The sequence below is a fragment of the Kribbella sp. ALI-6-A genome, from assembly GCF_001984195.1.
GTDB lineage: Bacteria > Actinomycetota > Actinomycetes > Propionibacteriales > Kribbellaceae > Kribbella.
On the sequence record NZ_MTQN01000012.1, the window covers coordinates 850787 to 874607 of the forward strand.

The window sequence follows — 23821 nt, forward strand, 5'->3', positions numbered from 1 at the left end:
GTGAAGATAACCTCGATCGAGTGAGCATCTGGGGGAACCGGGACTTCCGGCTGGTCTGGTTCAGCGGGACGGTGTCCGGGGTCGGCTCCTGGTTGCTGGTCGTGGCGATTCCGTTCCACGTGTTCCAGCTGACCGGATCGGCGGCGGCGACGGGGCTCACCCTGGCGCTGGAGGCTTTGCCGACTTTGCTGTTGGGGCCCTGGGCCGGCGCATTGCTGGATCGCTGGGATCTGTCGCGGGCCATGTGGGTCGCCGATCTGGTGAGCGCGGCGGCGGTCGGGCTGATCCTGTTCGCGGATCGACCGGAGCGGTTGTGGATGATCTATCTGGCCGTGCTGGTGGAGAACTCCGCGACCACCGTCTTCAGGCCTGCCTCCCGGGCGTTGCTGCCGAGCGTGGTCGGAACCGGACCGGAGCTGGCGACCGCGAACGCGCTGCGGGCGTTCGCAGGCAGCGTGACCCGCTTGGGCGCTCCGCCGCTGGGCGCCCTGCTGCTCGCCGGCCCAGGAATCACCTTCGTGCTCGTCGTCGACATCGTCAGCTATCTGTTGTCAGCAGCAACGATTGCCGCGATCAGGACCCGGCCGGAGCGGGCGCCCCACCAGCCGCTGCAACCTCTCGCGGGGCTCCGGTACGCCGTACGGTCGAAGCCCCTTCGTGGCCTGCTGACCGGCAACGGCGTCTTCCTGACCGCGAACGCCGGACTGACCGCGCTGCTCGTACCGCTGATCGTCGAGCGGCTCGACGCGCCGGGATACACGGTGGGATACGTGTTCTCCGGCCTCGGCGCCGGCTACCTGCTCGGTGCCGCGATCAGCGTGAAAGCCCTGTCCTGGTTGGGGATCCGTGACCTGATCGCCACCACCCAGCTCGCCACCGGCGCCGCGTTCTTCGCGCTGGTGAACGCGCCCGGCGTCCCCTGGGCGATCGCCGCCGCCGTACTGATCGGCCTTCCCGGCAGCGTGCTGCTGATCACCACCGAGACGACCGTGCAACGCGTCACGACGCCGACCATGCTCGCCCAGGTCGGCGCGCTCTTCTTCGCGGTCGACGCGCTGGCCGCAGTGGTCGGCGCACTGACCGCTCCCGCGCTCACCCTCGTCGCCGATCTCCCGCTCACCCGCAACCTGCTCGCCGCGGTCGCTGTACTGGCTGCGCCGATCACCCTGTACGCCGTACCGGGTCATCCCGCGCAGCTCACCAGACAGCCCTAACGCAGGTCGTCCAGGTGCCCGCCCGGATCGCCCAGGTGGACGGCGGTTGCCTTGGGCAGGTACCCGAGGCGGCGGTAGATCCGGTCGGCGCCGTCGTCGCCCGGAGTGAGCCACGCGAGATCAGCGCCGGCCGACTCGAACGCCTGTTGGGTCGCGTACGCCGTCGCGAGGGCACCCAGGCCGCGGCGGCGATGGGAGTGCACGGTCCCGACGCCGGCCACCTCGGTGACGCCGTCGGCGATCGCGGTCCAGGAAGCGGTGGCCACCGGGACTCCGTTGTCGCGAATCAGGATCGCACCCCCATTGACGGGGTCGGGCTGGAAGGTGGTGACGACGTCTTCGGTCTCGTACGCGTCGGCGGCGACCGCGTTCGACTCGGCGTGGTCCTCGGGTGTCGTGACAAGCGACGCGGTGATGCCGTCGGGAAGCTCAGGCCGCAGCAGATCGGCGGGCTCGACGGCGAGCAGTGGCGGGCGGGAGCGGATGATCATGCCGTGTTCGGTGAGGGCTTCGGCGAGGCCGGGGTTGGCTTCCTCGACCAGCTCGCTGTGCAGCCAGCGGCCCTCGGCGGCAAAGGCCTGGCGGACCGTCTCGAGTGCCCACGACACCTCGTCGGGGTCGAACGGCTTCCCCGGCTCGGCGGCCACCATGACGGACAGGAACCAGACGTCCTCGTCGTGCAGCAGCCCGGCCAGCGGACCGGCCACGATCTGACGGCGGCTCCGGGTGAGCCCTGACAACTGAGCGGCTGCGATCCGCGCGGCGATCCCCATTGCTCGACCCTAGCCCGGCGCCGCGGCCTCAGACCGGCGCGCCCTCCACCGCCGCGCGGGTGTCGTAGGCGGCGCGGGCGGAGGCGATCTCGTTCTGGTGGGTCTCGGTCCAGGTGACCAGGGACTGGATGGTCGCGTGCAGCGTGACGCCGAGCGGGGTGAGCTCGTAGTCGACGCGCGGCGGCACGACCGGGTGGACGGTACGCCGTACCAGCCCGTCGCGCTCCAGCTGGCGCAGCGTGACGGTGAGCATCCGCTGGCTGATCCCGTCGATGGTCTTCTTCAGCTCGGTGAACCGCAGGCTGCGGTTGTCGAGCAGCGCGATCACCAGCAAGGACCACTTGTCGCCGATCCGGTCGAGGATCTGCCGCACCTCGCAGTCCTCCCGCGTGTCCCACTGGAACGCGTCCTCGGTGCAGCAGGAGTAACCCGGTTCCTTTGAAGTGCCTTCTTCCATACTTCCTGATGGTTCCGCACGATGGTCTCAGTTACAAGAGATAACCGACCCAACGATGGGGAACCTCGATATGTCTACGACAGCTGCACCCGACCGTCTCGGCGCGAAGGCCTGGGCGGTGCTGCTGGTGCTGTGCGGCGCGATCTTCCTGGAAGGCATCGACATCTCGATGATGGGCGTCGCACTGCCGTCCATCCGCGCCGAGCTCGGTCTGTCCACCAGCCAGCTGCAGTGGGTGGTCAGCGCCTACGTGCTCGGGTACGGCGGCTTCGTGCTGCTCGGCGGCCGGGCGGCGGACCTGCTCGGCCGGCGCCGGATGTTCGTCGGCTGGCTGGCCGTCTTCCTGGTCTTCTCCGGCCTGGGCGGACTGGCCGACGACGGCTGGGTGCTGATCCTCGCCCGCTTCGTCACCGGCGTCGCGGCCGGCTTCATGACCCCGGCCGGCCTGTCCATCATCACGACCAGCTACCCGGAGGGCAGACAGCGCAACAAGGCGCTGCTCGTGTACGCCGGGATCGCCGCGGCCGGCTTCTCTCTCGGCATGGTGGTCGGCGGCCTGCTCACCGCGATCGACTGGCGCTGGGTGTTCTTCGCCCCGGTGGTGCTGTCCGCCATCCTGCTCCCGGCCGCGCTGATCCTGCTGCCGCGCGAGGAGGTCAGCCCGCAGAAGAAGGTTTTCGACTTCGGCGGCGCACTCACCCTCACCGCCGCGATGATGCTGCTCGTCGCCACCGTCGTCCGTGCGCCCGACGTACCCGTTGCCCAGACCCTGGCCACGCTCGCGGCGGGACTGCTTCTGCTGGTCGTCTTCGTCGCCATCGAGCGTCGTACGCCGGCACCGCTCATCCGCTTCGGCATCCTGCGCAACGCCGGGCTCGTCCGGGCCAACCTCGGAGCCGTTCTGCTGGTCGGGTCGTTCGTCGGGTTCCAGTTCGTGGCCGTGCTCTATCTGCAGGAACTGCGGCACTGGTCGGAACTGGAGACCGGTCTGGCCCTGATGGTGATCGGCATCGACTCGATCCTGGCGCCGACGCTGACCCCGTGGCTGGTCAACCGCTTCGGCAATGGGCGGGTCGTGCTCGGCGGATTCGCGTTCGCCGCCGCGGCGTACGCGCTGTTCCTGCCGCTCGGCGCGGACTGGACCTATCTCGCGATGCTGCCGACGTTTCTCCTGCTGGGGCTGGCGTTCTCGCTCGCGTACGGGCCGCTGACGATCGCCGCGACCGACGGAGTCGCCGAGGAGGAGCAGGGACTGGCCAGTGGCGTGCTGACCACTTCGTTCCAGTTCGGGTCGGCGCTCGGGCTCGCGGTGGTCGCCGCCGTACTGGCCGCGGCGGACGAGTTGACCATCGCCGACTTCCGTACGGCGCTCGTCGTTCCGCTGGTCGCCGCGGTGCTCGGACTAGCCGTCAGCGCGCCGGATCTGGTACGCCGTACGGTGGCCGCCTGATAGCACTGAGTTACCAGGACGCCCGACAATTCAGCGCTCACGAAATGGGACCGGCCGGCGGCCGAATCGTTATCGGTAAATCCCTGCGAACAATCTTGACAGGGCCGACCCGGACGAGTCGCCGGAACCGGTCCCATGCTGGCCTGACCAGGGGTTTTCCTGCGCCGTCAGCGGCGGGCGTAAGGCCTCTGTAAAGGTCCCTGCCGGTCTATTCCCGGCGCACCGCTTTATGAGGTGTTCTTTCCTTACCACCCGTGGACACGTGAGATGGATCACCGGCTTCCTCACTGTCGGCAACCAGGTCCGTGCCCACGGTTCCGTCCCCTCGAGGCGCCCGAGCGTCCACTCGGCACCTCACGCACCGAAGGAAACGCCCCCATGACCGAGTCGCTGGAGATCCCCGCAGAGCAGCGCCGCGTGCGGGTCTGGTTCGGCGCTCACCCGATCGCGGACCACACCGCGACCGCCGACCAGGCAGCGCAGTACGAGGAGGCCATGCGGCGGCGGTTCGCCTCGCTGCGGGTCACCAACGAGCCCGCCCTCGTCAGCAGCGGCCCGGTCCGATGACCACCCGCCCGACGTTGCTCGGCTACGTCCGCGCCGACGCGCTCAGCTGCGCGGAGGAGCTCGCGGCGGCGACCGACGCGCTGGCCGCCTTCGCCAGTGCCGAGGGGTTCACCCTCGGCACGGTCTACACCGAGCGGGACGCCGCCCAGTCCGCCGCGTTCAACGCGTTGCTGGACGAGGCGAAGCGAACCGACGTCCGGGCGGTCGTGGTCCCCACGCTGCAGCACGTCGGTGCGGTCGGATCGCCCGGCGCGACGCAGCACCTCGAGTTCCACCAGGCCCAGACCTGGGCGGCGAGCCCGAGGTAACCCGAAGACAAGCGGAGCCGGCGTCTTGACCCCTGCATCGGCGCCGGTTCCGCTCTCCAACCTCCACAGCTGCACCGGGAGTGCCCGGGTGGTAGTGGACCAATCAAGGCCCCACCGGCTGCTACCGGTGGGGCCTTGTCGTTGCCCCGAGCAACTATGATGTCGAGGGGTTCCCGGCGCGCGCGGCGGCGAGAAGCGTGACAGGTTGGTACGTACGAGGAACGCAAAGTTTTCGCTCCGGAGTAGGTGTGACCTCGGGGCGGTGGGGTACGAGTAGAGATGTCCCGCGGTTCAGTCAGTCCCATTCGGGCATGGGTGAGGCTCACCGAGCCGCGAGTTCTCCCACTGAGGGGCGGGAGAACGACCGAGGAGGACGGGCGCATCCCACGGTGCGCCCGTCCTCTGTGTTTTTTGCCTCGCCTCCGGCTCGGCGGGTCCTGGGGCCTTGGTTCCCGGTCTTCCCTCGTCGGTCGGTCGCTGCGCTCCCTCCCTCCTCAGTCCAGACCGGGAGGCCCCATGACCTTTGTGCGCTGCTCGGACCATGGGTGAGACAGGGGAGGAGGTGGCTTTGATTCCCGTTCACCGGGCGCCGATGCGGTCTCGCCGGGAGGACGTGCCCGTCGGGCTCGCTGTGGATCGGGCCTTGGAGTTGAACGTCTGCGGAGTTGGCGGCGTGCTCGTGCCGCCACCGCGCAGCCTCGACGAGGCTGTCGAAGGTCTGGCAACGGCGTACGACGACCGCACTGCCCGGCGACTCCGGCGGTTCTCGGAGGTCCCCGACGGCGCCTTCGTCTGGACTCGCGAATCCGACGGTCTCTACCGGCTCGGGCGCCTCGCCGGTCCTTGGGAGTACGACGCGTCGCCCGGTGCTGTGGCTGCCGATCTGGTGCATGTCCGCCCGTGTGAGTGGGCCCGGAGAGCCTTTACCGAGAACGACGTGCCGGCTGCGGCGGCGTACTCGTTCTCCCGCGGTGGCAGGAACTTCCAGCGTATCCGCGATCCGCGGGTCGAGTCCGCGACGCTTGCGCTGTGGCCGGGCTCAGAGGGCTGAAGCCACGAACAGGTAGCGGTTGAGGCTGAAGAAGTAGCTGTCGCCCTGGCTTCTCAGATCGTCGGCCCAGGCTTCGGCTTCGGCGGAGGTGACGCCGGCGTGGCCGGGGACGAAGGCGGCGACGATGTCGATCAGGCCGGCGCTGTAGGTGCGGTGGTCGAAGCCGACGTTGAGCAGTGGGATGACCTGCAGGTGCGTGCGGGTGAACCCGGCCTTGTCGAGCGCGTCGCCGAGGGTGCGGGGCAGGTGCGGGTCCTGCAGGTGGTCCTCGAACGCGGTGAGCACCCTCGCCATCCGCGCGTCGTCGCTCGAGCGCCACACGATCGAGCCCCAGTCGGTGTCGAGCAGCACGACGCGGCCGGCCGGGCGGAGGACGCGGCGGATCTCGGCGAGCGCGCTTGGCACGTCGTCGACGTACTCGAAGACCTGGGTGGAGACCACCACGTCGAAGTCCTGCGCGCCGTACGGCAGGCGGTCGACGGACGCGGCCTCGAGCTCGATCCGCGGTCCACCGGGGACGGCGGCCCGGGTGCTCGCGATCGCCAGCATGCTGTCGCTGATGTCGATGCCGCAGATCCGGCCGTCCGGTCCGACCTCGGCGGCCATCTCCGCGGCCAGCAGGCCCGGCCCGACGCCGACGTCCAGCACCCGGTCCCCCGGCCGTAACGCCAGGGCCGTGCGTACCACTCGCCGCTGCTCGATCACGTCCGGCGTCGTGTACATGGCCTCGATCTGCCGCGACACCTCCGGATCGAACTCCAGACTGCTCATGACCGTTCCGTCCGCACCATGCTGCTCATCATGGTCCGCGGGGTCAGCGCTGAAAAGGAGTCGGCGGTCAGGTGCTTCGCGGCTACCGTCGTGGGGTGATCGAGCTGCCTCAGTCATTTCTGTACATGCCGCGCTGGTGGAGCGAGGGCGCCGACTGGTTGGCGGCGTTGCCGACGGCGGTGGAGGAGCAGTGCTCGCGGTGGGGGCTGACGATCGCGGGCCCGGTCGCGCACGGGTCCAACGCCGTGGTGCTGCCGGTCGAACGCGACGGCGTCGGGATGGCATTGCGGATGTCCCCACCGGGCGACGAGGTGGACGAGCAGGCACGGGCGCTGCGGTGGTGGGACGGACGGGGCACCGTCCGCCTGTACGACGCCGACGCCGCTCGCGGGGCGATGCTGCTCGAGCTGCTCGGGGAGTCGTTGTCGGCAAGGCCGATCGGCGAAGCGGCCGAAGTGCTGGGTGGGTTGATGCGGCGGCTGGGCATCGAGGGGCCGGAGGCTGCGTTGTCCACACAGGAGATCGTCATCGGTCGAGTGGCGGAGCTGGAAGGGCAGTTGGCGGGGCAGCACGGGGCAGTTGAGCCGCGCTACCTGGTGGCCGCGCTCGACGTCGCCGGGACGCTGGCGGCGTCGACAGCGACGGCTGCGGTGAACGGCGACCTCCACTCCGCCCAGGTGCTGCGCGGGCAGCGGGAGCAGTGGCTGGTGGTCGACCCGGTGCTGTACCGGGGCGACATCGAGTTCGACCTGGGACGGGTGCTGTGGACCCGGCTCGACGAGCTGGCGGACGACGCCGAGATCCACCGGTGCTTCCAGACCGTCGTACGGGCTGCGGCGCTGGACGAGCAGCGGGCCCGGGACTGGGTGGTGTTCCGGACGGTGAGCTACTGGTTGTGGGGGTTGAGCGTCGGCCTGACCGAGGATCCGGTCAGGTGCCGACGGCTGCTGGATGCCTTTCTCGACTAGCAGGCGGTGACGATGTCGAACCGTTCGAGCAGCTCGGGGCCGGTGTCCGGGCGACCAGCGGTCAGTGCGCCGGGGCGAAGTCCAGGAAGCCGATCACCGAACGGATCCGGCCGTCCGGCCCGACCGTGACGATATCGGTGCCTCCGGCAACTGCCTGCTGGCCCTCGGCGGCCAGTTCCCAGGTCCAGCGGATCCGGTCGTGGTGCGCGTCGGGGGTGCCGGTCGGCCTGAACCGCAGCCCGGGGAACATCTGCTGCGCGGTCGCGATCATCGCGCTCAGCTCCTCGTACCCGGTGGCCTCGAAGCTCGGGTCGACGAAGGTGCCGTCCGGCGCCCAGGTCGCCTCGAGTGCGGCGCCGCGGCGTTCGGCGTCGGTCTCGTTCCAGATCGCCAGGTACTGCTCGGCCAGGGCGGTCGGGTTCAGGGTGTTCGTCATCGGGTTCTCCTCGGAATCGGTGGTGATGAGCACAACCCTGCCGCCGGCCGGCCGATCCGGCGATGACCTCGGAGGTCATGTGGGTGAGCACCTGGGCGGTTACCGTCTGGGCATGACGATGATCGCCGAGGAGACCTTCCAGCGGCCGGTGGGCGAGCTGTTGCGCGGCTGGCGTGAGCGCCGGCGGCTCAGTCAGCTCGACCTGGCCAACCAGGTCGAGGTGTCCACCCGCCACGTCAGCTTCGTCGAGAACGGCCGGTCCAAGCCGAGCCGCGCGATGCTGCTGCGGCTGGCCGAGCATCTCGACGTACCGCTGCGGGATCGCAACCAGCTGCTGCTGGCCGGCGGTTACGCCCCGATCTACAGCGAGGCCTCCCTGCACTCGCCCGCGATGCTCGCGGTCCGCGAGACGCTGCGCCGCCTGCTCAAGGCCCACGAACCGTTCCCGGCGCTCGTGGTCGACCGCTGGTGGAACATCGTCGAGACCAACGCCGGCGGCGCGCTGTTCACCGAGGACGTCGCGCCGGAGCTGCTCGCCGCACCGGTCAACGCGCTGCGCCTCACCCTGCATCCCGACGGACTCGGCCGCCGGATCAGCAACCTGCCGGAGATCCGCGCGAGCGTGCTCAGCACGTTGCAGCGCCAGATCGCGAGCACCGCCGACCCGGACCTGCAGGACCTGTACGACGAGCTGCGCGGGTACGGCGTACCGGGTGATCGGGCGGAAACCGCCGCGCCGCACGAGGTCGTCGTCCCGATGCGGCTGCGGCGCGGGGATCGCGAGTTGTCGTTCCTGACGACGATCGCGACGTTCGGTACGCCGCTGGACGTGACCGTGTCGGAGCTGATGATCGAGCAGTTCTTCCCGGCCGACGAGGCCACCGCCGAGTTCCTCGAGGAGCTGTGATGCTGCCGGACCAGACCATCGGCGATCCGGTCGAGCTGCCGCTGGCGTGGCTCGACTACTACCGGGACACGGTGGAGCGCAAGCTGACCGGGCTCTCCGACGAGGAACTCCGGACGAGCCGGCTGCCGTCGGGGTGGTCGCCGCTGGAGTTGCTGAAACACCTGGTGTTCATGGAACGGCGGTGGTTGCGCTGGGGATTCACCGCCGAGCAAGTCGAGCAGCCGTGGGGTGACAGCGACGCCGAGAAACGGTGGCGGCTGGATCAGGGCGACTCGCTGGAGAGTTTGCTCGCGGCGCTTCGGTCGGGTGGTGAGAAGACCCGGGAGATCGTGTCGCGCGTGGGCGCCGCGGAGGCTGCCGTGACCGGGGTCGGGGTGGTCGGGGTCGGACCGCTCGCGGTTCGGGCGAAGGAGGGCGGGCGGTTCCGGGCCGGAGAAGTGAAGCCGACGCTGGGGTGGATCTTGTTTCACGTGCTGCAGGAGTACGCGCGGCACGTGGGGCAGCTGGACGTCGTACGGGAGTTGGCGGACGGAAGCACCGGAGAGTGAAGGGCCGCAGCTGATCTCGGTGTGCATCAGCTGCGGCCCTGGCAGATCACGCGATTTCGGGTTCGCGGATCCGGGTCTGTTAATCACCCCGTCACCGGAGTGAAGGGAAGGGCAACTACCGGTAAGTCGGCAGCGCGGCGGGCCGCTCGGTGGGGAGGGGAATGCTCGGCGTGGCCGGGAGCGACGGCTTGCCCGTCGGCAGCGGGAGGGACGGCTTGCCGGGCAGGGACGGCTTGGCGGTCGGCAGCGACACCGTCGGGACCGGCGGGAGGCTGGGTTTGCCGGTCAGGGACGGCTTGGCGGTCGGGAGGGACGGCTTGCCCGGGACCGACGGCAGCGTCGTCGGCACGTGGACCGGGGGCTTGGTCGGCACGTGGTCAGTCACGCACGGCGGCAGGGTCGGCGTGGCGGGCAGCGACGGCTTGCCCGGCACTGACGGCTTCGCGGTCGGGACCGGTGGCAGCGAGGGCTTACCCGGAAGGGACGGCTTCGCAGTCGGCAGCGACGGCTTGCTTGGGAGCGACGGCTTGGTGGTCGGCACCGGCAAGGACGGCTTGCCCGGCAGCGACGGCTTGCCCGTGGGCAGCGCGGTCGGCAGGGACGGCTTGCCCGGCAGGGAAGGCTTCGCGGTCGGCAGGGAGGGCTTGCCCGGCAGCGACGGCTTCGTGGTCGGCACCGGCGGGAGCGACGGCTTGCCCTTCGGCAGTTCGCCCTCGACCGTCACCTTGACCGACGCCTCGACCTTGACCTTGACCTTGCTCGGCACCTTCGGCAGGCAGGTCGGGTCGACCGACGGGATCGCGCTCGGCGTACCGGTCGGGAGCTCGACCGGGACCGGGGGCTTGCCGCCACCGGCCAGCAGGTTGCGGACGTCGGACGGTCCACCGACCGCGGCCGACACCGTGGCGACCGTGCCGGCGACGGCCGTCACGCCGGCCGCGGCCAGTCCTCGGCGAATCCAGGCGAACCGCCGGCCCCGGCGCATCAGGGCGGCCGGGTCTGGCTGCCACGGCTCCAGGTCGTACTCGAGCGCGTCGCGCACCCGCTGCTCGTTGCTCATCTTGTTCCTCCAGCTCCGGTTTCGATCAGGTCGGGTGCCAGACGCAGCTTGGCCAGCGCCCGGGACGCGGTGCTCTTCACCGTCCCGGGGGCCATGCCGAGAAGCTCGGCGGTCTCCGCTTCGGAGAGGTCCTGCGAGTAGCGCAGGGCGACCACGGTCCGCTCGCGCACTGTCAGCCCACCGAGAGCTGACAGCACGGCCTCACGGGTCTGCACCTCACCGGCGAAGTCCGCCACCGACCGGTCGTCCCAGCCGTTGTCCACCGGATCGCTGGGTACCTCGTTGGACCAGCGCCGGCGAGCCTGCGAGAGGAACCGGTTGACCAGCACCCGCCGGACGTAGCGAAGCCGGTCGCCGTCCAGCCGGTGCCACTTCGGGTAGGACCGCATCAGCGCCTGCTGGACGAGGTCCTCGGCAGTGTGCCGATCGCCGCACAGCATCTCCGCGAAGCGCAGCAACGGCGTCGACTGTGCCATCACGAACCGCTCGAAGTCGGCGTCCGCGGCCCGGGTCATCGATTCTCCTCAGCCTCTGTCACACCGGTCCAAACCCGCTGGGTCACCGGTTGGGTTCTGTCCGTTTCGAAGAAATTTATTCACGCGCTGTACAAGGGTGGCGTTTGTTTGTCACGATCAGTGCGCCGGGTGTCGCACCCGGTGACAGCGTCCTCACCGCCCCGGAGGTATCGCCATGCGTATCACCCGAAGGTCCGCGGCCGCACTCTGCGTCGCCACCGCCCTGGCCGCCGCACCACTGGCTGCCGTCCTGCCGAGTTCGGCCGCCGGCACCGACCCCGTGGGAGTCGCCGCCCGGCCGGCCGAAGGCTCCACCAACGTCCAGGCCGACGGCCGCCGGATCATCCTCGGCGACGCTTCCGCCCGGATGGGCTCGGCCGAGATCAAGCAGCGGTCCGGCATCGGCAACCTCGATCCGGTCCGCTTCCCCGCCGCGACGTCCGCGGTCGTCGTCGACTACACCACCGGTACGCCGGCCGGCTCGACCGCCGAGGTCGACGTCCGCGCGATGGTCAAGGACAGGTGGTCGGAGTGGACCCCCGCCAAGGCCGGTACGCCGACCGCGCTGCCCGGCGCGAGCGACCTGGTCCAGCTCCGCATCATCGTCAGCGCGCCGCCCACCGGCGCCAAGCCGTGGGTCGGTGATCTGCGCGTCCAGCCGACAGACAAGGCGGCGACCAGCCAGATGGCGATCCAGGCCGCGCCGCTGAAGTCGCGCGTGTTCGCCACCCGGGAAGGCCTGGTCGGCGGTACGACGGCCAACGGCCACGTGATCGTCAACCGGGACCACTTCGTCGCGCTGCCGTCGCGGCGCGGACTCGCGAACAACGGCTCGGGTAACTACTCGGTCAAGGTGTGCACGACCACCGGCACGATCCGCTGCGCGTTCGAACCGGTCTGGGACGTCGGCCCGTGGAACACCAAGGACGACTACTGGAACCCGAGCTCGATCCGCGAGATGTGGAAGGACCTGCCGCAGGGCCGGCCGCAAGCCCAGGCGGCGTACCAGACCGGCTACAACGGCGGGAAGGACCAGTTCGGCCGCACGGTCGCCAACCCGGCCGGTATCGACCTTGCCGACGGCACCTTCTGGGACGCGCTCGCGCTGACCGACAACGCGTGGGTCGACACCACGTACCTGTGGACCGGTGACGGCGGCCGCGGCACGGTCGCGATCACCTCGGGCTACCTGAACGTCCGCAACACACCGAGCTCGACCGGTGCCGTGGTCGGGATGGCCGGCAAGTCCGCGCAGGTCACCGTCGAGTGCCAGGTCACCGGGCAGAGCGTGTCGGGATCGCAGGGCACCTCGAACGTCTGGCTGCGAGTGCACACCGGCATGTACGTCGCGAAGGCGTGGGTCAGCGCCGGGTCGTTCGGCGCCTGCTGACCCGGCCGCGTCCGGAGAGTCCTCGGGCGGGACTCTCCGGACGCGGTTTCCTCAACGAACGCAGGGGTTTTCCGGTAGTTGCCCTTGGCATGAATCGGCGGTCCGGCGCTTTCGGTCAGTGCGGCTGCACGACCGGCCTGGGCAGCGTGAGCCGGGCCAGGTCCGCCGGGAAGCAGTCGGCGGCGGCGCGGACCCGGTCGCGGCCGGCCGCCTTCGCGGCGTACATCGCCCGGTCGGCGCGGAACAGCAGCTCGTCGACGGTCTGGCCGTCGGAGGGGTAGACCGCGATCCCGATCGACACGGTCAGGTGGAACGTGTCGGGATCGAGCTCGGGATCGTCCAGGACGCCGGCGCACATCGCGGCCAGCGGGCTGGCGGCGACCGCCGTGCGCAACCGGCCGGCCGTCACGGTCGCGTCGGCCAGGTCGGTGTCCGGCAGCGCGATCACGAACTCCTCGCCGCCGAACCGCCCGATCACGTCCTTGGCCCGGATCGCGCTGCGCAGGATCGTCGCGACCGCCCGCAGCGCCTCGTCGCCGACCAGGTGCCCGTGCCGGTCGTTCACCTGCTTGAAGTGGTCGATGTCGATCAGCAGCACGGCCATCGGTTCGCGCTGGGTCCTCGACCGGCGCAGCATCTCCTCGGTCCGCCGGCGCCACCAGTCGACCCGGCCGAGACTGGTCTTCGGGTCGGTCTGCGCCTCGGACTCCAGCTGGCCGAGCAGCAGCGCCCGCTGGGCGGTCAGCGAGATCGGAATCGCCAGCAACGCGAACCACGGGCTGACCAGCGCCGCCGCCGCGAGCAGGCAGCCGAGCGTGGCGGCGGTCACGTCGACACACAGCTCGTCCTTGCTGCCGATCGCGTCCTGCCGGCTGCTGCCGGGCACGATCAGCGTGATCGCCAGCCCGCAGAGCGCCGTGTCGGTCGCCATGTAGGCGAACGCCGCCGCGGCCATCGCGACGACCAGGCCGGGCCCGGAGTCGCCGGTCAGATCGCGGATGCCCACGAAGGTCGCGTGCGCCGCCCCGACACAGAGCACGTGCACCGCCGTACTGAAGGCCCACCGGTACGGGATGCAGCGGCCGGCCCGGACCCGCCACCAGACCCGGAGCAGGACGGCGACCAGGATCGCCAGCGCCGGATGCAGGACGAGGGCCGCCGCGATCATCCAGGCCGGCGCGAGGTCCTTGTGCAGCGCGCCGCCGGACTTGCGCCGGCTCTCGACCCGGCGGGCGCCCTCGACCGAGATCAGCGCCGACACGGTCAGCGCGAGGACGAGGTCGAGCCCGTGCCACGACGGCAGCTCGGCGAACGAGCGCACGCCGTACCCGATCGCCAGCAGGTCGACCAGCGCGACCAGACCGAACGCCGGGACCGTCAGGGTCCACAGCGCCCAGTTCCGTACCGCTCGCCTACTCTGCGCAACCATCGCTTCTCACAGTACGACGAGTGACGGCGTGGTCCCAATCCGCGACGGCGTGCTGGACGTAAGGATTTGATCAACTATCGAATGGGGTTCGCACCTCGGCGCCAGGGCTGTCCGCTCAGCGCTTGCGGCGCGCAGCTCCGAACAGCCCCCGAACGATCTCCCGCCCGGCCGACCGGGCGAACTGCTTGAACGCCGACGACCCGATCACCTGCTGCACCACGGATTTCTCCTGCTTCTGGGCCCGCGGCTTCGGCGCCTCGGCCTGCGGCTGCTCGGCCTGCGCCTCCGCCTCGGCCTGCTCCGCCCCCGCCTGCACCTTCGCGGCCAGCTTCTCGTACGCCGACTCGCGGTCCACCACCTCGGTGTACTTGGCGTTGTTCGGCGACGCCGCCACGGTCGCGGTCAGCTGCTCGGCCGACGCGGGCGCCATCAGCGACTGCGGGGCGCGCAGCCGGGTCCAGGCGACCGGCGTCGGCGCACCCTTTTCGTTCATCACGGTCACGACCGCCTCGCCGATGCCGAGCTGGGTGAGCACCTCGCCCAGGTCGTACGACGAGTTGGGGAACGTCGAGACGGTCGCCTTCAGCGCCTTGGCGTCGTTCGGGGTGTGGGCCCGCAGCTGGTGCTGGACCCGGGAGCCGAGTTGCGCCAGGACGTCGTCCGGCACGTCCTTCGGGGTCTGGGTGACGAAGAAGACGCCGACGCCCTTGGACCGGATCAGCCGGACGGTCTGCGCGATCGAGTCGAGGAACGCCTTCGACGCGTCGTTGAACAGCAGGTGCGCCTCGTCGAAGAAGAACACCAGCTTCGGCTTGTCCACGTCGCCGACCTCGGGCAGGTCGTGGAACAGGTCGGCGAGCAGCCACATCAGGAAGGTGGAGAACAGGGCCGGCCGGTCCTGCAGGTTCGGCAGCTCGAGCAGCGAGATGACGCCCTTGCCGTCGCGCTGCTGCAGCAGGTCGGCGGTGTCGAACTCCGGCTCACCGAAAAACGCCTCCGCGCCCTGGTCGGCGAACCCGATCAGCGACCGCAGGATCACCCCGGCCGTCGCGGCGGACAGACCGCCGAGCTCCTTGAGATCGCCCTTGCCCTCGTCGCTGGTCAGGTGCGTGATGACCGCGCGCAGGTCCTTGAGGTCCAGCAGCGTCAGGCCCTGCTTGTCGGCGTAGTGGAAGATCAGGCCGAGCGAGGACTCCTGGACGTCGTTCAGTCCGAGCACCTTCGACAGCAGCACCGGCCCGAACGACGTGATGGTGGCCCGGATCGGTACGCCGGCGCCCTGCCCGCCGAGCGCGTAGAACTCGGTCGGGAAGCCGGTCGCGGTCCACTCCTGGCCGATCGTCCTGGTCCGGGCCAGCAGCTTCTCGCTGCTCTCACCGGGCTGCGAGACGCCGGACAGGTCGCCCTTGATGTCGGCGGCGAACACCGCGACGCCCGCGGCGGACAACTGCTCGGCCATCAGCTGCAGGGTCTTGGTCTTGCCGGTCCCGGTCGCGCCCGCCACCAGGCCGTGCCGGTTCACCATCGAGAGCGGGATCCGCACCGCCGCCTCGGTGTTCGGCGTACCGTCGACCAGCAGCGCACCGAGCTCGATCGCCGGACCCTCGAACGCGTACCCCTGCTGGACGGTCTGCACGACGTCCGGTGTCTCGGCCATGGTGACGCTGCCTTTCGCGCGACGGTTTTACCCCTGCGCTCGGCATGCTAGTGCCCCGCCTCCGCAGTTCGGTGAACCTCGGAGGCGGGGCACGCGGCCGGTGTCAGCGGACGACGACGACCTTGGTCGAGCTGGTGGTGAAGTTCCAGATCGCGTCGGACATCGACTTCTGCACCCGGATGCAGCCGTGCGAGGCCTTCTTGTTGGTGCCGAGCAGCCAGTCGCCGTGGATCTGCGCGCCGTTGCTCTTGTACGTCGGAATCTGGTGGAAGCCGATCCCGCACGGCGCGAACCGGACGAAGTTGTTCAGGTAGAGGCTGGCGCCGTCGGTGTTGCGCTTGATCCGGGCCGCCCGGCCGCACTTGGAGCCGGTCGAGTAGGTCCCGGGCTTGAGATAGCTCGGGTTGTCGATGATGCCGCCCTGGCGGACCACCTTGCCGGCGGCATCGATCAGCCACAGGTAGTTCTGGCCCTGGCTGATCACGATCCGCTTGCCGCCACCGCTGGCCGGGACCGCCCGGACGTCGCAGCGCTTGGCCGAGGCGGCCAGCAGTCTGCTGTACGTCGTACCGGCGAGCGAGCCGTTCTGGGTCATCTTGTTGGCCGCCTGGAACCGGATCGTCGCGGCCTGGGTCATCTGGCCGATCTTGCCGTCCACCGGGCCGGCGTAGCAGCCGAGCTTGTTCAGGCGGGTCTGGGCCGCCTTGTTCTGGGCGATCGTCAGTGCGTCGGCCGGCAACGTCGTTCCCGCGATCGCGACAACCATCGTGGCCGCCCCCGCCGCCAGCTTGGTCAGTACCTTCATCTCTACCCCCTGATAGGTCCCTGTGCACTGTGGACGTCTCGCAGCGCCAAAAGGTTGAGTCTTGGTATCGACCTTTCGCGGTGACATTCCCGACCTCTCCGGAGACCTCCGGCCCCGCTAGACTTCGGTGGGTGATCTTCAAGCGCGTCGGCGAGGAGCGGCCGTACCCCGATCACGGGTACAAGGCCAAGGACTGGTCCGTGCTGCCTCCACGGCAGATACGGCTCGACGAGCTGATCACCACCAAGGGCACCTTGGATCTGAACGCCCTGCTCGACGAGGACTCCACCTTCTACGGTGACCTGTTCGCCCACGTCGTGGAGTACAAGGGTGAGCTCTACCTCGAGGACGGCCTGCACCGGGCGCTGCGCGCGGCCCTGCAGCAGCGGCTGGTCCTGCACGCCCGGGTCCTGGTCGTGAACTAGATGACCGCCCTGCACCCGCAGCCGAGATCGCACCGCCGGCTGCACTGGCGTACGCCGATCACCATGGTCGTGCTGCTCGGCATCCTGTTCGGCGGCTTCTGGTGGGGCTGGAACTCGCTGACCAACAGCAGCGCCGAACAGAACTGCGTCGAGCAGAAGCTGCCCAACAACCGGCTCGTGCCCAAGCAGGTCGTGCTGAACATCTACAACGGCGGCGCCCGGGCCGGCAGCGCGGCCCGGATCGGCGAGGAACTGAAGAAGCGCGGCTTCAACGTCGGCAAGATCGCCAACGAGCCCAAGGGCGACAAGATCGACGTCGTCGAGGTCCGCGGCGCCACCACCGACGGCCCCGAGGTGAAGCTCGCCCTCGGCCAGCTCAACCAGAAGGCCAAAACCGTCGCCGACGCCCGCCCCGACCACACCGTCGACATCGTGCTCGGCATCGGCTTCACCAAACTCAACGCCAAGGGCGTCCCGAGCATCGCCGTCCCGGCCGACACCGTCGTGTGCCTGCCGGTGGTCCGCCCGTCGCAGCCGATCCCGTCGGGCCAGAACCCGAACTGATCAGCAGAAACAGCCAGGGGTTTCAAGGCTCAGAGCAAAGAACAAAGACAGAAAAGACTTGGGCTTCTTGCCGTTGATCGGCCGACCGGTGGCGTCATCCGGTGATGATGGTGGACACCCTCGGTGCGAGTGCAAACCGCGTTTTCCCATGTCGCTCCCGGCCCGTCGGGAACCGGACGCCGCACCAACAGGTGACGTCAGCCAGGCACTTCCTACTCTCTCTTCTCTTCTTTGCTCTCTTGTCTCTTGTGTTTGCTCTGACACGTGGTCTTGGTACACGCCGTGTCCTACACCTGTTCGCGGCCTCGTTCGCCGAACCAGCCCGCCAGGCGGCCGGCTCGGCTGACGGCTCGGAGGCGGCGGATGGTTTGCTCGCGGCGGGGAGTGGGCGTGACGACGAGCATCGCGTCGCCCGCGCGGAGGACCGTGCGGAGGTCGGGGACGAAGGCCTGGTGAGCCCGGACCACCAAGGACACCGAGACGCCGGCGGGCAGCCGGAGTTCGCCGATCTCGACGCCCGCCAGGCGGGATTCGCTCGGGATCTGGACCTGGAGCATGTCCGCGCCCAGCGACTCCAGCGGTGCCACGTCGATGTCGACCTCGTGAGCGGCGTTGTCGTCGAGCACGTTGAGGCGGCGGGCCAGCCATGGCAGCGACGGGCCCTGGAGCAGCGTGAACAGCAGGACCAGGACGAACACGACGTCGAAGATCCGGTCGGCCTGGGGAACGTGTTCGGCCAGCGGGATCGTCGCCAGGACGATCGGGACGGCGCCGCGCAGCCCGGCCCAGGCGATGAAGGTCTGCTCGTTCCACGGCATCCGGAACGGCGTCGCCGACAACCCGACGGCCGCGAACCGGCCCACCACCGTCACCGCGATCCCGATCACCAGCGCGACCCCGACGTCGTCCATCCCGATCCGCCCCGGTGACGCGAGCAGGCCGAGCATCACGAACAGCCCGATCTGCGCCAGCCAGGCGACGCCGTCGACGAACGACCGGGTCGCGATCCGGTGCGGCAGCTCGGCGCGGCCGAGGATCAGGCTGGTCACGTACACGGCGGCGAACCCGCTGACGTGCAGCAGGACCGCGCCCCCGGCGTACGAGATGAAGGCGAGCGACACGATCGCGAGCGGGTACAGACCGGCTGATCCGAGCGCGACCCGGCGGAGCAGGCCGACGCTCACCCAGCCGACCAGGAAGCCGAACAGGGCCCCGCCGATCAGCTCGTAGAGCACCAGCCCGCTGAAGTGCAGCAGACCCTTCTCGCCGATCGCCCCCGTGCTGACCAGGGTGACCAGCAGAACGGTCGGGGCGTCGTTCAACCCGGACTCCGCCTCCAGCGCGCCGCGCAGCCGTGGCCGGATCGGCACCTTGCGCAGGACCGAGAAGACCGCCGCCGCGTCCGTCGGCGACGTGACGGCTCCGAGCAGTACGGCGAGCTGCCAGTCCAGCCCGAGCACGTAGTGCGCCACACAGGCGACGACGCCGATCGAGACGCCCACGCCGAGCGTCGCCAGCACGATGCCGAGCGGCATCACGGGGCGGACCTCGTTCCACCGGGTGGTCAGGCCACCTTCGGTGAGGATGATCACCAGCGCCGCGAACCCGAGCGCGTGCGCGAGCTGCGCGTCCTCGAACTGGATCCCGAGCGCGGACTCGCCCAGCAGCAGCCCCATGCCGAGGTAGATCAGCAGCGAGGGCAGCCCGAGGCGGCCGGACAGCCGCACGGCGACGATCGCCACCAGCAGCACCGCGGCGCCGGCCAGCAAGATCCGGTCGAGTTCGTGCACGTCCACAGGCTCGGCCCCTCGGGGTCGGGGGCTGCAGCTTAATTGACCCCTGCCTCGGGCAACGAATCATCTCACCGGGGCGCGGCGCACCGGAAAAGACGAGGACCCTGACGCATCACACAGCATCAGGGTCCTCGGCGTTACTACCACCCGAAGGTGGTTGGCGGTGGCGGAGGGATTTGAACCCTCGGAAGGGGGGTACCCTTCACGCGCTTTCGAGGCGCGCTCCTTCGGCCGCTCGGACACGCCACCGCCGCAGAGGCTATCAAGACCTGTGCCGAATGAAGAAATCGCGGAGCCGGGCGCCCGCTTCGTCGGCCATCACACCGCCGATCACCTCGGGCCGATGGTTGAGCCGGCGGTCCCGGACGACGTCCCACAGCGACCCGACCGCGCCCGCTTTTTCGTCGTACGCCGCGAAGACCAGACGGTCCAGCCGGGACAGCACGATCGCGCCGGCGCACATCGTGCAGGGCTCCAGCGTCACGACCAACGTGCAGCCGGTCAGCCGCCACTCCCCGACCGCCTGGGCCGCCGCCCGGATCGCCAGCACCTCGGCGTGCGCGGTCGGGTCTCCGGTCGCCTCGCGCTCGTTGTGGCCGCGGCCGATCACCTCGCCGTTGGCGTCCACGACGACCGCACCGATCGGTACGTCGGCGCTGCCGCGGGCCTGCTCGGCCTCGTCCAGCGCCAGTTCCATCAGCCGGGACCAGGCCCGGCGCGCCGGGTCAGCCAACGGCCTCGATCGCCTCGTGGAACTGGTTGCCGAAGCCGAGCGCGTCGGCGATCTCCTCGAGCATCTCCTCGGGATACAGGTCGACGTCGTCGATCAGCGCGCCGAGGTCCATCGCGCTCATGCCCAGGTCGGCCACGATCGCGAGGTCGCCGGCCGGGACCTGGTCGTCGTCGTCCTCGGCCAGCGGGATGTCCAGCTCGTCGATCACCTGCTTGGCCAGCGGCCACTCGGTGGCGGCGGTCACGTCGGACAGCAGCAGCCGCGCGCGCCCGCCGTCCACCCGGATCACCATGAAGAAGTCCTCGTCCACCGAGACCATCCCGATCACCCCCGCGTCGCCGGGATAGCGCCGCAGCGCCGACACCAGCGAGGACAGGTCGGGCTCGCCGCGCAGTGGCAGCGGCGTGACGGTCCAGACCCCGTCCTCGATGTAAGCCGCGAGCGCGAAGTCGAGCTCGGTGGTCGTCATCGGCCCAGCCGTGGGATCAGACACGGCCTCATCGTCGCAGAATCACGCGTCCGGTGGGAGGGATCCCCGATCTCGAGCCGGTATCGGTGCCCCGGCAGTTACCGTACGACGACGCCGCGCGACCTCCTCAGGCCCGCACGGTGAACGGCCCGTGGACTCTACGGCTGCACGCTGAACGGGCCGAAGACACCGGTCGCGCTGCTGGCGGTCGTCGGCAGCTTGGTCGGGTAGGTGAGCATCACCTGGAAACTCTGGCCGGGCTGAACGGGTACTCCCCACCGGGTGTAGAAGTACCCGCTGACGGACGTCCGTGCCGCGCCGACCATCCACCACGCGGCCTCCCCGACCGGCCGGACGTGCACCTCGACCACCTGGTTGCCGACCGGGCCCAGTGTTCCGTCGGCCCGCCGGTACTTGAGGTTGCCGAAGGTGGACATCGTCGAATCCCGGCGGATCGGCAAGCCGGCGGTCGGCGCGACCACCGATCCGACGAAGTACGTCGGTGACTTCGGCAGCGCCGTCACCTTGACGCTGACCTCGCGCGACGGCGAGTTGTCCACCCGCTCGCCGCGCACCCACACCCGCAGCCGGTGGGTTCCGGCCTTCGTCGGCATCCAGTAGCGCGAGTAGACGCCGTTGGCCGGGATCGGCCCGTACGACGGGGTGGTGACCCAGGCAGTGCCGTTGAACACCTGCAGATCCGCGTGCAGCTTGCCCGGGTACGCCGACCCGGAGACCTTCCACCAGCCGTTCACGTATGCCGTGGGCAGGGCGCTCAGGTAGCTCATCGCGATCAGCTTGTGCGCGGTGCGGTAATCGGTGAGCTCCGCGACGTAGTTGCCGCTGGCAGCGGTGGATGCCCTGAGCGTGGTGTTCTGCGTGAACGCGACGGTCGTCCGGAAGCGCCCGGCCGCGTCGGTCGTCGCGGTGGCGATCAACAGGTCCTTGGTCTGGTGCAGGAGCCGAACGGTCGTGTTGGGCGCCGCGACGAGCGCGCCGGTGTTCGAGTACCGCCGCAGCTGACCGGACAGCGTCGTGCGGGCTGTCCCGCTGGTCCGGGCCGGCTGGTCGAGGGTGAGCTCGCTGCCCCGGTAGACGTGGAACGGAAGGTTGGTCTGCAGCTCGTTCGCGCCGTGCGTCACCTTCGTGACCACCCAGTCGCCGCCGCCGGTCGCGGCGGTGAGCGGGAGCCACCCGTACCAGGTCCAGCTCGGCGGCATGCCCCGCCCGCCCTGCTCCGTCAGCGCGACCGTCTGCTGGTTCGAGCCGTCGGCCTTGCGCACGTGCGCGACCATCCCGGCACAGTCGAGGCTGTCGCGGTACAGGTGCATCTCGATCGGCACCCGGACCGACGCCTTGAGCACGATCGTCTCGACCGGTGAACGGTCCTGGCTGATCGAGGGCTGGTTGTAGAGACACTCGTCCTCGGCGGCCGCGGCGGCGACCGGCGGGACCGCGACGGCGACCATCACGGCCGCGAGGAGTACTACGAGACGTCGGCGCATGGCCGCACCTTTCCGAGCGAGGAGGATCCTTGCTCAGCCAGATGCACGCGGGGGCCGGAAAGTTAGTGGTGGTACGTCGCCCGCCGCATCGCGGCGCGGATCTGCCGGACCTTCGCGCGCCGAGGAGCGATCCGGTCGCGCAGCGCCTTGGCCTCTTCGAGTTCGCGCAGGAAGGCGGCGCGGCGGCGCAGGCGGTCGAGTTGTTCGGGCGACTTGCCGGCGTTGTCGGTCACGGGCGCGTCCGTTCGGTCGGTTGAGGTAGACACCCTGGGGCGGGCGGGTACGAACCAAAATCGACTGCGTGAAAACCGTAACAGCGGGCGAGGTTTCGGGAGAGGAATCGCCGACGGTAGCGTTCCGGCCATGCAGATCCTCGTCGTGGACCACCCGCTCGTCGCCCACAAGCTCACCGCGCTGCGGGACCGGGTGACGGACTCGCCGACGTTCCGGCGGCTGACCGAGGAGCTGGTCACGCTGCTGGCCTACGAGGCGACCCGCGACGTCCGCACCGGCCCGATCACCGTCCAGACGCCGGTGGCCGAGGCCGACGGCATCAAGCTGACCTCGCCGAAGCCGCTCGTCGTACCGATCCTGCGGGCCGGGCTGGGCATGCTCGAGGGCATGACCCGGCTGCTGCCGACGGCCGAGGTCGGGTTCCTCGGCATGATCCGCAACGAGGAGACCCTGACCGCCTCGACGTACGCCGAACGGCTGCCCGAGGACCTGCACGGCCGGCAGTGCTACGTACTCGACCCGATGCTGGCCACCGGCGGCACGCTGGCGGCGGCGATCCAGTTCCTGGTCGACCGCGGCGCCGACCACATCACCGCGATCTGCCTGCTGGCCGCGCCGGAGGGCGTCGAGCGGATCGAGCGCGAACTGGCCGACCTGAACGTGCCCTGCACGCTGGTGATCGCCGGCATGGACTCCCACCTGAACGACAAGGGCTACATCGTGCCCGGCCTGGGCGACGCCGGCGACCGCCTGTACGGCGTCGCCCAGTAACCGGACTCAGACCAGCTTGGTGTTGCAGAAGAAGTTGGCCCGGCGGTCGCCGGCGACGCCCGACGCGAAGCCGAAGCACAGCCGCGCGGTCGCGTCGGTGCCGCCGTACACGGCGATGCCCTCGGCCTCGCGGTGGATCAGGTCCGCACCGGCCGGAGTGAGGAACGAGTCGACGATCCGGCCTTTCTTGAGGTCGTAGCACCACAGCTTCGAGTTGATCTTGCTCGGGTCCGGGGTGCCGCCGGGATAGGCCTCGCCTTCCCAGAAGTACACGTACGAGCCGTACAGCGCCCAGCCCTGGAAGTCGATGCCGGGGGTGAACGCCGGTTGCTTGAAGCTGGCCAGGACCGTGCTGAAGTCACCGTTCTGGGCGGCGGCCAGCGAGTAGATGTTGATGTGCATGCCGTCGGCCAGCGAGTAGCGCACGCCGAGCCGCCCGTACCGCTGGTCGACGGCCGGAGTGAACACCGCGCCGTCCGCGACCGGCTTCCACTTGGTCAGCGACGGCGAGTCCTTGGTCAGCGTCGCGCCGTCCTGCCACGGGAAACGGCAGATCTGCCGGCCTCGCCCGTTGGCGGTGTCGACATCGGTCTCGGTCCACAGGTACGACGTACTGCCGACGCCCTGCGCCCCGATCGAGACGCCGTGACCGAAGCCGGTCAGATACATGCGGCCGAGCACGTTCCCGGCGAAGTCCAGCCGGCTGAGCGTCAGCGTGCCGGTACTGGCGGCGGTCCCGGACTTCAGCTGCGCGGTGAACAGCCGGTGGTTCGGGGTGTCGAAGGCCATCGACTGCATCACGGTCGTGTCCGCCAGCGGCTTGTGCTGGAAGAGCGCGTGGGTGGGCGCGCTCAGCTTGAACCGTTTGGTGTGGCGCAGGGTGTCAGGGCGGGCGGAGGCGGTGATCGGCACTTGGGCGACCCCGGCGGCGAGCATCGCGCCGAGCAGTCCACGGCGGGTGAGAGTCATACGGGTGAGACTAAACGCCTTATTTCACACTTTCAGCAGTTCGCTTCCCAAG

Annotated in this window: 27 protein-coding genes and 1 tRNA gene; 12 read left to right on the top strand and 16 right to left on the bottom strand. The window is 69.8% G+C overall.

The window, feature by feature from the left end:
• Positions 1-20 precede the first annotated feature (20 nt).
• A complete protein-coding gene (locus tag BWI15_RS30555; protein ID WP_077017996.1) occupies positions 21-1214 on the top strand; it encodes an MFS transporter in 1194 nt (397 codons plus the stop codon).
• Here the strand turns inward: BWI15_RS30555 and BWI15_RS30560 are convergent.
• Entirely contained in the window at positions 1211-1987 is a 777-nt protein-coding gene (locus tag BWI15_RS30560) for a GNAT family N-acetyltransferase (protein WP_077017997.1), read from the bottom strand. The two genes, BWI15_RS30555 and BWI15_RS30560, sit on opposite strands and share 4 nt — an antisense overlap.
• A 28-nt stretch (positions 1988-2015) precedes the next feature.
• A complete protein-coding gene (locus BWI15_RS30565; protein ID WP_077017998.1) occupies positions 2016-2444 on the bottom strand; it encodes a winged helix-turn-helix transcriptional regulator in 429 nt (142 codons plus the stop codon).
• A 70-nt stretch (positions 2445-2514) separates the two neighbouring features.
• On the opposite strand from BWI15_RS30565, the gene BWI15_RS30570 reads away from it, so the two are divergent.
• The 4 genes from BWI15_RS30570 (at position 2515) to BWI15_RS30585 (ending at position 5820) form a co-directional block, all read left to right on the top strand.
• Complete coding sequence (locus BWI15_RS30570) at positions 2515-3894, top strand: MFS transporter (protein WP_077017999.1); 1380 nt, start codon at positions 2515-2517, stop codon at positions 3892-3894.
• Positions 3895-4272: 378 nt separating this feature from the next.
• Positions 4273-4461 carry a hypothetical protein gene (locus tag BWI15_RS30575; protein WP_077018000.1) on the top strand — a complete coding sequence of 63 codons (189 nt, stop codon included), beginning with the start codon at positions 4273-4275 and terminating at the stop codon, positions 4459-4461.
• Entirely contained in the window at positions 4458-4769 is a 312-nt protein-coding gene (locus BWI15_RS30580; protein ID WP_077018001.1) for a hypothetical protein, read from the top strand. Before BWI15_RS30575 ends, BWI15_RS30580 begins: the two co-directional genes overlap by 4 nt.
• Positions 4770-5382: 613 nt before the next feature.
• Positions 5383-5820, top strand: coding sequence for a GAF domain-containing protein (locus tag BWI15_RS30585; protein WP_237771529.1), 438 nt, complete (start codon positions 5383-5385; stop codon positions 5818-5820).
• On the opposite strand, the gene BWI15_RS30590 is transcribed toward BWI15_RS30585, so the two are convergent.
• Positions 5809-6591, bottom strand: a complete 783-nt coding sequence (locus tag BWI15_RS30590; protein ID WP_077018003.1) for a methyltransferase domain-containing protein — start codon at positions 6589-6591, stop codon at positions 5809-5811. The two genes, BWI15_RS30585 and BWI15_RS30590, sit on opposite strands and share 12 nt — an antisense overlap.
• A 125-nt stretch (positions 6592-6716) precedes the next feature.
• Here BWI15_RS30590 and BWI15_RS30595 point away from each other — a divergent pair, with 125 nt between their 5' ends.
• Positions 6717-7559, top strand: a complete 843-nt coding sequence (locus BWI15_RS30595) for an aminoglycoside phosphotransferase family protein (RefSeq protein ID WP_237771530.1) — start codon at positions 6717-6719, stop codon at positions 7557-7559.
• A gap of 61 nt (positions 7560-7620) precedes the next feature.
• Here BWI15_RS30595 and BWI15_RS30600 read toward each other — a convergent pair whose 3' ends face one another.
• On the bottom strand, positions 7621-7995 hold the full coding sequence (locus BWI15_RS30600) for a nuclear transport factor 2 family protein (RefSeq protein WP_077019407.1): 375 nt from the start codon (positions 7993-7995) through the stop codon (positions 7621-7623).
• A gap of 112 nt (positions 7996-8107) precedes the next feature.
• Here BWI15_RS30600 and BWI15_RS30605 point away from each other — a divergent pair, with 112 nt between their 5' ends.
• Positions 8108-8902: a helix-turn-helix domain-containing protein gene (locus BWI15_RS30605; protein ID WP_077019408.1), complete on the top strand. Its 795-nt coding sequence runs from the start codon at positions 8108-8110 to the stop codon at positions 8900-8902.
• Complete coding sequence (locus BWI15_RS30610) at positions 8902-9450, top strand: DinB family protein (protein WP_077018005.1); 549 nt, start codon at positions 8902-8904, stop codon at positions 9448-9450. Before BWI15_RS30605 ends, BWI15_RS30610 begins: the two co-directional genes overlap by 1 nt.
• 115 nt (positions 9451-9565) lie before the next feature.
• On the opposite strand, the gene BWI15_RS30615 is transcribed toward BWI15_RS30610, so the two are convergent.
• Together BWI15_RS30615 and BWI15_RS30620 are read right to left on the bottom strand one after the other, a co-directional pair.
• Positions 9566-10510, bottom strand: a complete 945-nt coding sequence (locus BWI15_RS30615; RefSeq protein ID WP_077018006.1) for a hypothetical protein — start codon at positions 10508-10510, stop codon at positions 9566-9568.
• Entirely contained in the window at positions 10507-11025 is a 519-nt protein-coding gene (locus BWI15_RS30620; RefSeq protein ID WP_077018007.1) for a SigE family RNA polymerase sigma factor, read from the bottom strand. Before BWI15_RS30620 ends, BWI15_RS30615 begins: the two co-directional genes overlap by 4 nt.
• Before the next feature lie 175 nt (positions 11026-11200).
• Between BWI15_RS30620 and BWI15_RS30625 the strand changes: the two genes are divergently transcribed.
• Entirely contained in the window at positions 11201-12415 is a 1215-nt protein-coding gene (locus BWI15_RS30625; RefSeq protein WP_077018008.1) for a hypothetical protein, read from the top strand.
• A 115-nt stretch (positions 12416-12530) separates the two neighbouring features.
• Here BWI15_RS30625 and BWI15_RS30630 read toward each other — a convergent pair whose 3' ends face one another.
• The 3 genes from BWI15_RS30630 to BWI15_RS30640 all read right to left on the bottom strand — a co-directional run bounded on the left by BWI15_RS30630 (position 12531) and on the right by BWI15_RS30640 (position 16306).
• Positions 12531-13844 (bottom strand): GGDEF domain-containing protein, encoded by a 1314-nt coding sequence (locus BWI15_RS30630; RefSeq protein ID WP_083751112.1) that lies wholly within the window; start codon positions 13842-13844, stop codon positions 12531-12533.
• A 115-nt stretch (positions 13845-13959) separates the two neighbouring features.
• Positions 13960-15501 (bottom strand): helicase HerA-like domain-containing protein, encoded by a 1542-nt coding sequence (locus tag BWI15_RS30635; RefSeq protein ID WP_077018009.1) that lies wholly within the window; start codon positions 15499-15501, stop codon positions 13960-13962.
• Between the two features lie 103 nt (positions 15502-15604).
• Complete coding sequence (locus BWI15_RS30640) at positions 15605-16306, bottom strand: L,D-transpeptidase family protein (protein WP_077018010.1); 702 nt, start codon at positions 16304-16306, stop codon at positions 15605-15607.
• Positions 16307-16437: 131 nt separating this feature from the next.
• Here BWI15_RS30640 and BWI15_RS30645 point away from each other — a divergent pair, with 131 nt between their 5' ends.
• Positions 16438-16731, top strand: coding sequence for a type II toxin-antitoxin system VapB family antitoxin (locus tag BWI15_RS30645; protein WP_077018011.1), 294 nt, complete (start codon positions 16438-16440; stop codon positions 16729-16731).
• The gene (locus BWI15_RS30650) at positions 16732-17295 is read left to right on the top strand and encodes a LytR C-terminal domain-containing protein (RefSeq protein ID WP_077018012.1); all 564 of its coding nucleotides are present in this window, start codon (positions 16732-16734) and stop codon (positions 17293-17295) included. It begins immediately after the preceding gene.
• Between the two features lie 287 nt (positions 17296-17582).
• On the opposite strand, the gene BWI15_RS30655 is transcribed toward BWI15_RS30650, so the two are convergent.
• The 6 genes from BWI15_RS30655 to BWI15_RS30680 form a co-directional block, all read right to left on the bottom strand.
• Positions 17583-19091 carry a potassium/proton antiporter gene (locus tag BWI15_RS30655; RefSeq protein ID WP_077018013.1) on the bottom strand — a complete coding sequence of 503 codons (1509 nt, stop codon included), beginning with the start codon at positions 19089-19091 and terminating at the stop codon, positions 17583-17585.
• Between the two features lie 155 nt (positions 19092-19246).
• Positions 19247-19337 (bottom strand) — tRNA-Ser (locus tag BWI15_RS30660).
• 13 nt (positions 19338-19350) lie between these two features.
• Entirely contained in the window at positions 19351-19785 is a 435-nt protein-coding gene (gene tadA, locus BWI15_RS30665; protein WP_077018014.1) for a tRNA adenosine(34) deaminase TadA, read from the bottom strand.
• 28 nt (positions 19786-19813) lie between these two features.
• Positions 19814-20314 (bottom strand): tRNA adenosine deaminase-associated protein, encoded by a 501-nt coding sequence (locus BWI15_RS30670; RefSeq protein ID WP_330359542.1) that lies wholly within the window; start codon positions 20312-20314, stop codon positions 19814-19816.
• A gap of 134 nt (positions 20315-20448) precedes the next feature.
• The gene (locus tag BWI15_RS30675; RefSeq protein ID WP_077018016.1) at positions 20449-21795 is read right to left on the bottom strand and encodes a hypothetical protein; all 1347 of its coding nucleotides are present in this window, start codon (positions 21793-21795) and stop codon (positions 20449-20451) included.
• 62 nt (positions 21796-21857) lie between these two features.
• Positions 21858-22028: a hypothetical protein gene (locus BWI15_RS30680; protein WP_193432205.1), complete on the bottom strand. Its 171-nt coding sequence runs from the start codon at positions 22026-22028 to the stop codon at positions 21858-21860.
• Positions 22029-22158: 130 nt separating this feature from the next.
• On the opposite strand from BWI15_RS30680, the gene upp reads away from it, so the two are divergent.
• Positions 22159-22800, top strand: coding sequence for a uracil phosphoribosyltransferase (gene upp, locus BWI15_RS30685; protein ID WP_077018018.1), 642 nt, complete (start codon positions 22159-22161; stop codon positions 22798-22800).
• A gap of 6 nt (positions 22801-22806) precedes the next feature.
• On the opposite strand, the gene BWI15_RS30690 is transcribed toward upp, so the two are convergent.
• Positions 22807-23769, bottom strand: coding sequence for a phage baseplate protein (locus BWI15_RS30690; protein ID WP_077018019.1), 963 nt, complete (start codon positions 23767-23769; stop codon positions 22807-22809).
• Positions 23770-23821: the final 52 nt, after the last annotated feature.

Excerpts from the sequence above, each read along its gene's own strand:
- BWI15_RS30560 (WP_077017997.1), bottom strand. The coding sequence starts at position 1,987 with ATGGGGATCGCCGCGCGGATCGCAGCCGCTCAGTTGTCAGGGCTCACC.
- BWI15_RS30565 (WP_077017998.1), bottom strand. The coding sequence starts at position 2,444 with ATGGAAGAAGGCACTTCAAAGGAACCGGGTTACTCCTGCTGCACCGAG.
- BWI15_RS30570 (WP_077017999.1), top strand. The coding sequence starts at position 2,515 with ATGTCTACGACAGCTGCACCCGACCGTCTCGGCGCGAAGGCCTGGGCG.
- BWI15_RS30575 (WP_077018000.1), top strand. The coding sequence starts at position 4,273 with ATGACCGAGTCGCTGGAGATCCCCGCAGAGCAGCGCCGCGTGCGGGTC.
- BWI15_RS30580 (WP_077018001.1), top strand. The coding sequence starts at position 4,458 with ATGACCACCCGCCCGACGTTGCTCGGCTACGTCCGCGCCGACGCGCTC.
- BWI15_RS30590 (WP_077018003.1), bottom strand. The coding sequence starts at position 6,591 with ATGAGCAGTCTGGAGTTCGATCCGGAGGTGTCGCGGCAGATCGAGGCC.
- BWI15_RS30595 (WP_237771530.1), top strand. The coding sequence starts at position 6,717 with ATGCCGCGCTGGTGGAGCGAGGGCGCCGACTGGTTGGCGGCGTTGCCG.
- BWI15_RS30600 (WP_077019407.1), bottom strand. The coding sequence starts at position 7,995 with ATGACGAACACCCTGAACCCGACCGCCCTGGCCGAGCAGTACCTGGCG.
- BWI15_RS30605 (WP_077019408.1), top strand. The coding sequence starts at position 8,108 with ATGACGATGATCGCCGAGGAGACCTTCCAGCGGCCGGTGGGCGAGCTG.
- BWI15_RS30610 (WP_077018005.1), top strand. The coding sequence starts at position 8,902 with ATGCTGCCGGACCAGACCATCGGCGATCCGGTCGAGCTGCCGCTGGCG.
- BWI15_RS30615 (WP_077018006.1), bottom strand. The coding sequence starts at position 10,510 with ATGAGCAACGAGCAGCGGGTGCGCGACGCGCTCGAGTACGACCTGGAG.
- BWI15_RS30620 (WP_077018007.1), bottom strand. The coding sequence starts at position 11,025 with ATGACCCGGGCCGCGGACGCCGACTTCGAGCGGTTCGTGATGGCACAG.
- BWI15_RS30625 (WP_077018008.1), top strand. The coding sequence starts at position 11,201 with ATGCGTATCACCCGAAGGTCCGCGGCCGCACTCTGCGTCGCCACCGCC.
- BWI15_RS30630 (WP_083751112.1), bottom strand. The coding sequence starts at position 13,844 with ATGGTTGCGCAGAGTAGGCGAGCGGTACGGAACTGGGCGCTGTGGACC.
- BWI15_RS30635 (WP_077018009.1), bottom strand. The coding sequence starts at position 15,501 with ATGGCCGAGACACCGGACGTCGTGCAGACCGTCCAGCAGGGGTACGCG.
- BWI15_RS30640 (WP_077018010.1), bottom strand. The coding sequence starts at position 16,306 with ATGAAGGTACTGACCAAGCTGGCGGCGGGGGCGGCCACGATGGTTGTC.
- BWI15_RS30650 (WP_077018012.1), top strand. The coding sequence starts at position 16,732 with ATGACCGCCCTGCACCCGCAGCCGAGATCGCACCGCCGGCTGCACTGG.
- tadA (WP_077018014.1), bottom strand. The coding sequence starts at position 19,785 with ATGGAACTGGCGCTGGACGAGGCCGAGCAGGCCCGCGGCAGCGCCGAC.
- BWI15_RS30675 (WP_077018016.1), bottom strand. The coding sequence starts at position 21,795 with ATGCGCCGACGTCTCGTAGTACTCCTCGCGGCCGTGATGGTCGCCGTC.
- upp (WP_077018018.1), top strand. The coding sequence starts at position 22,159 with ATGCAGATCCTCGTCGTGGACCACCCGCTCGTCGCCCACAAGCTCACC.
- BWI15_RS30690 (WP_077018019.1), bottom strand. The coding sequence starts at position 23,769 with ATGACTCTCACCCGCCGTGGACTGCTCGGCGCGATGCTCGCCGCCGGG.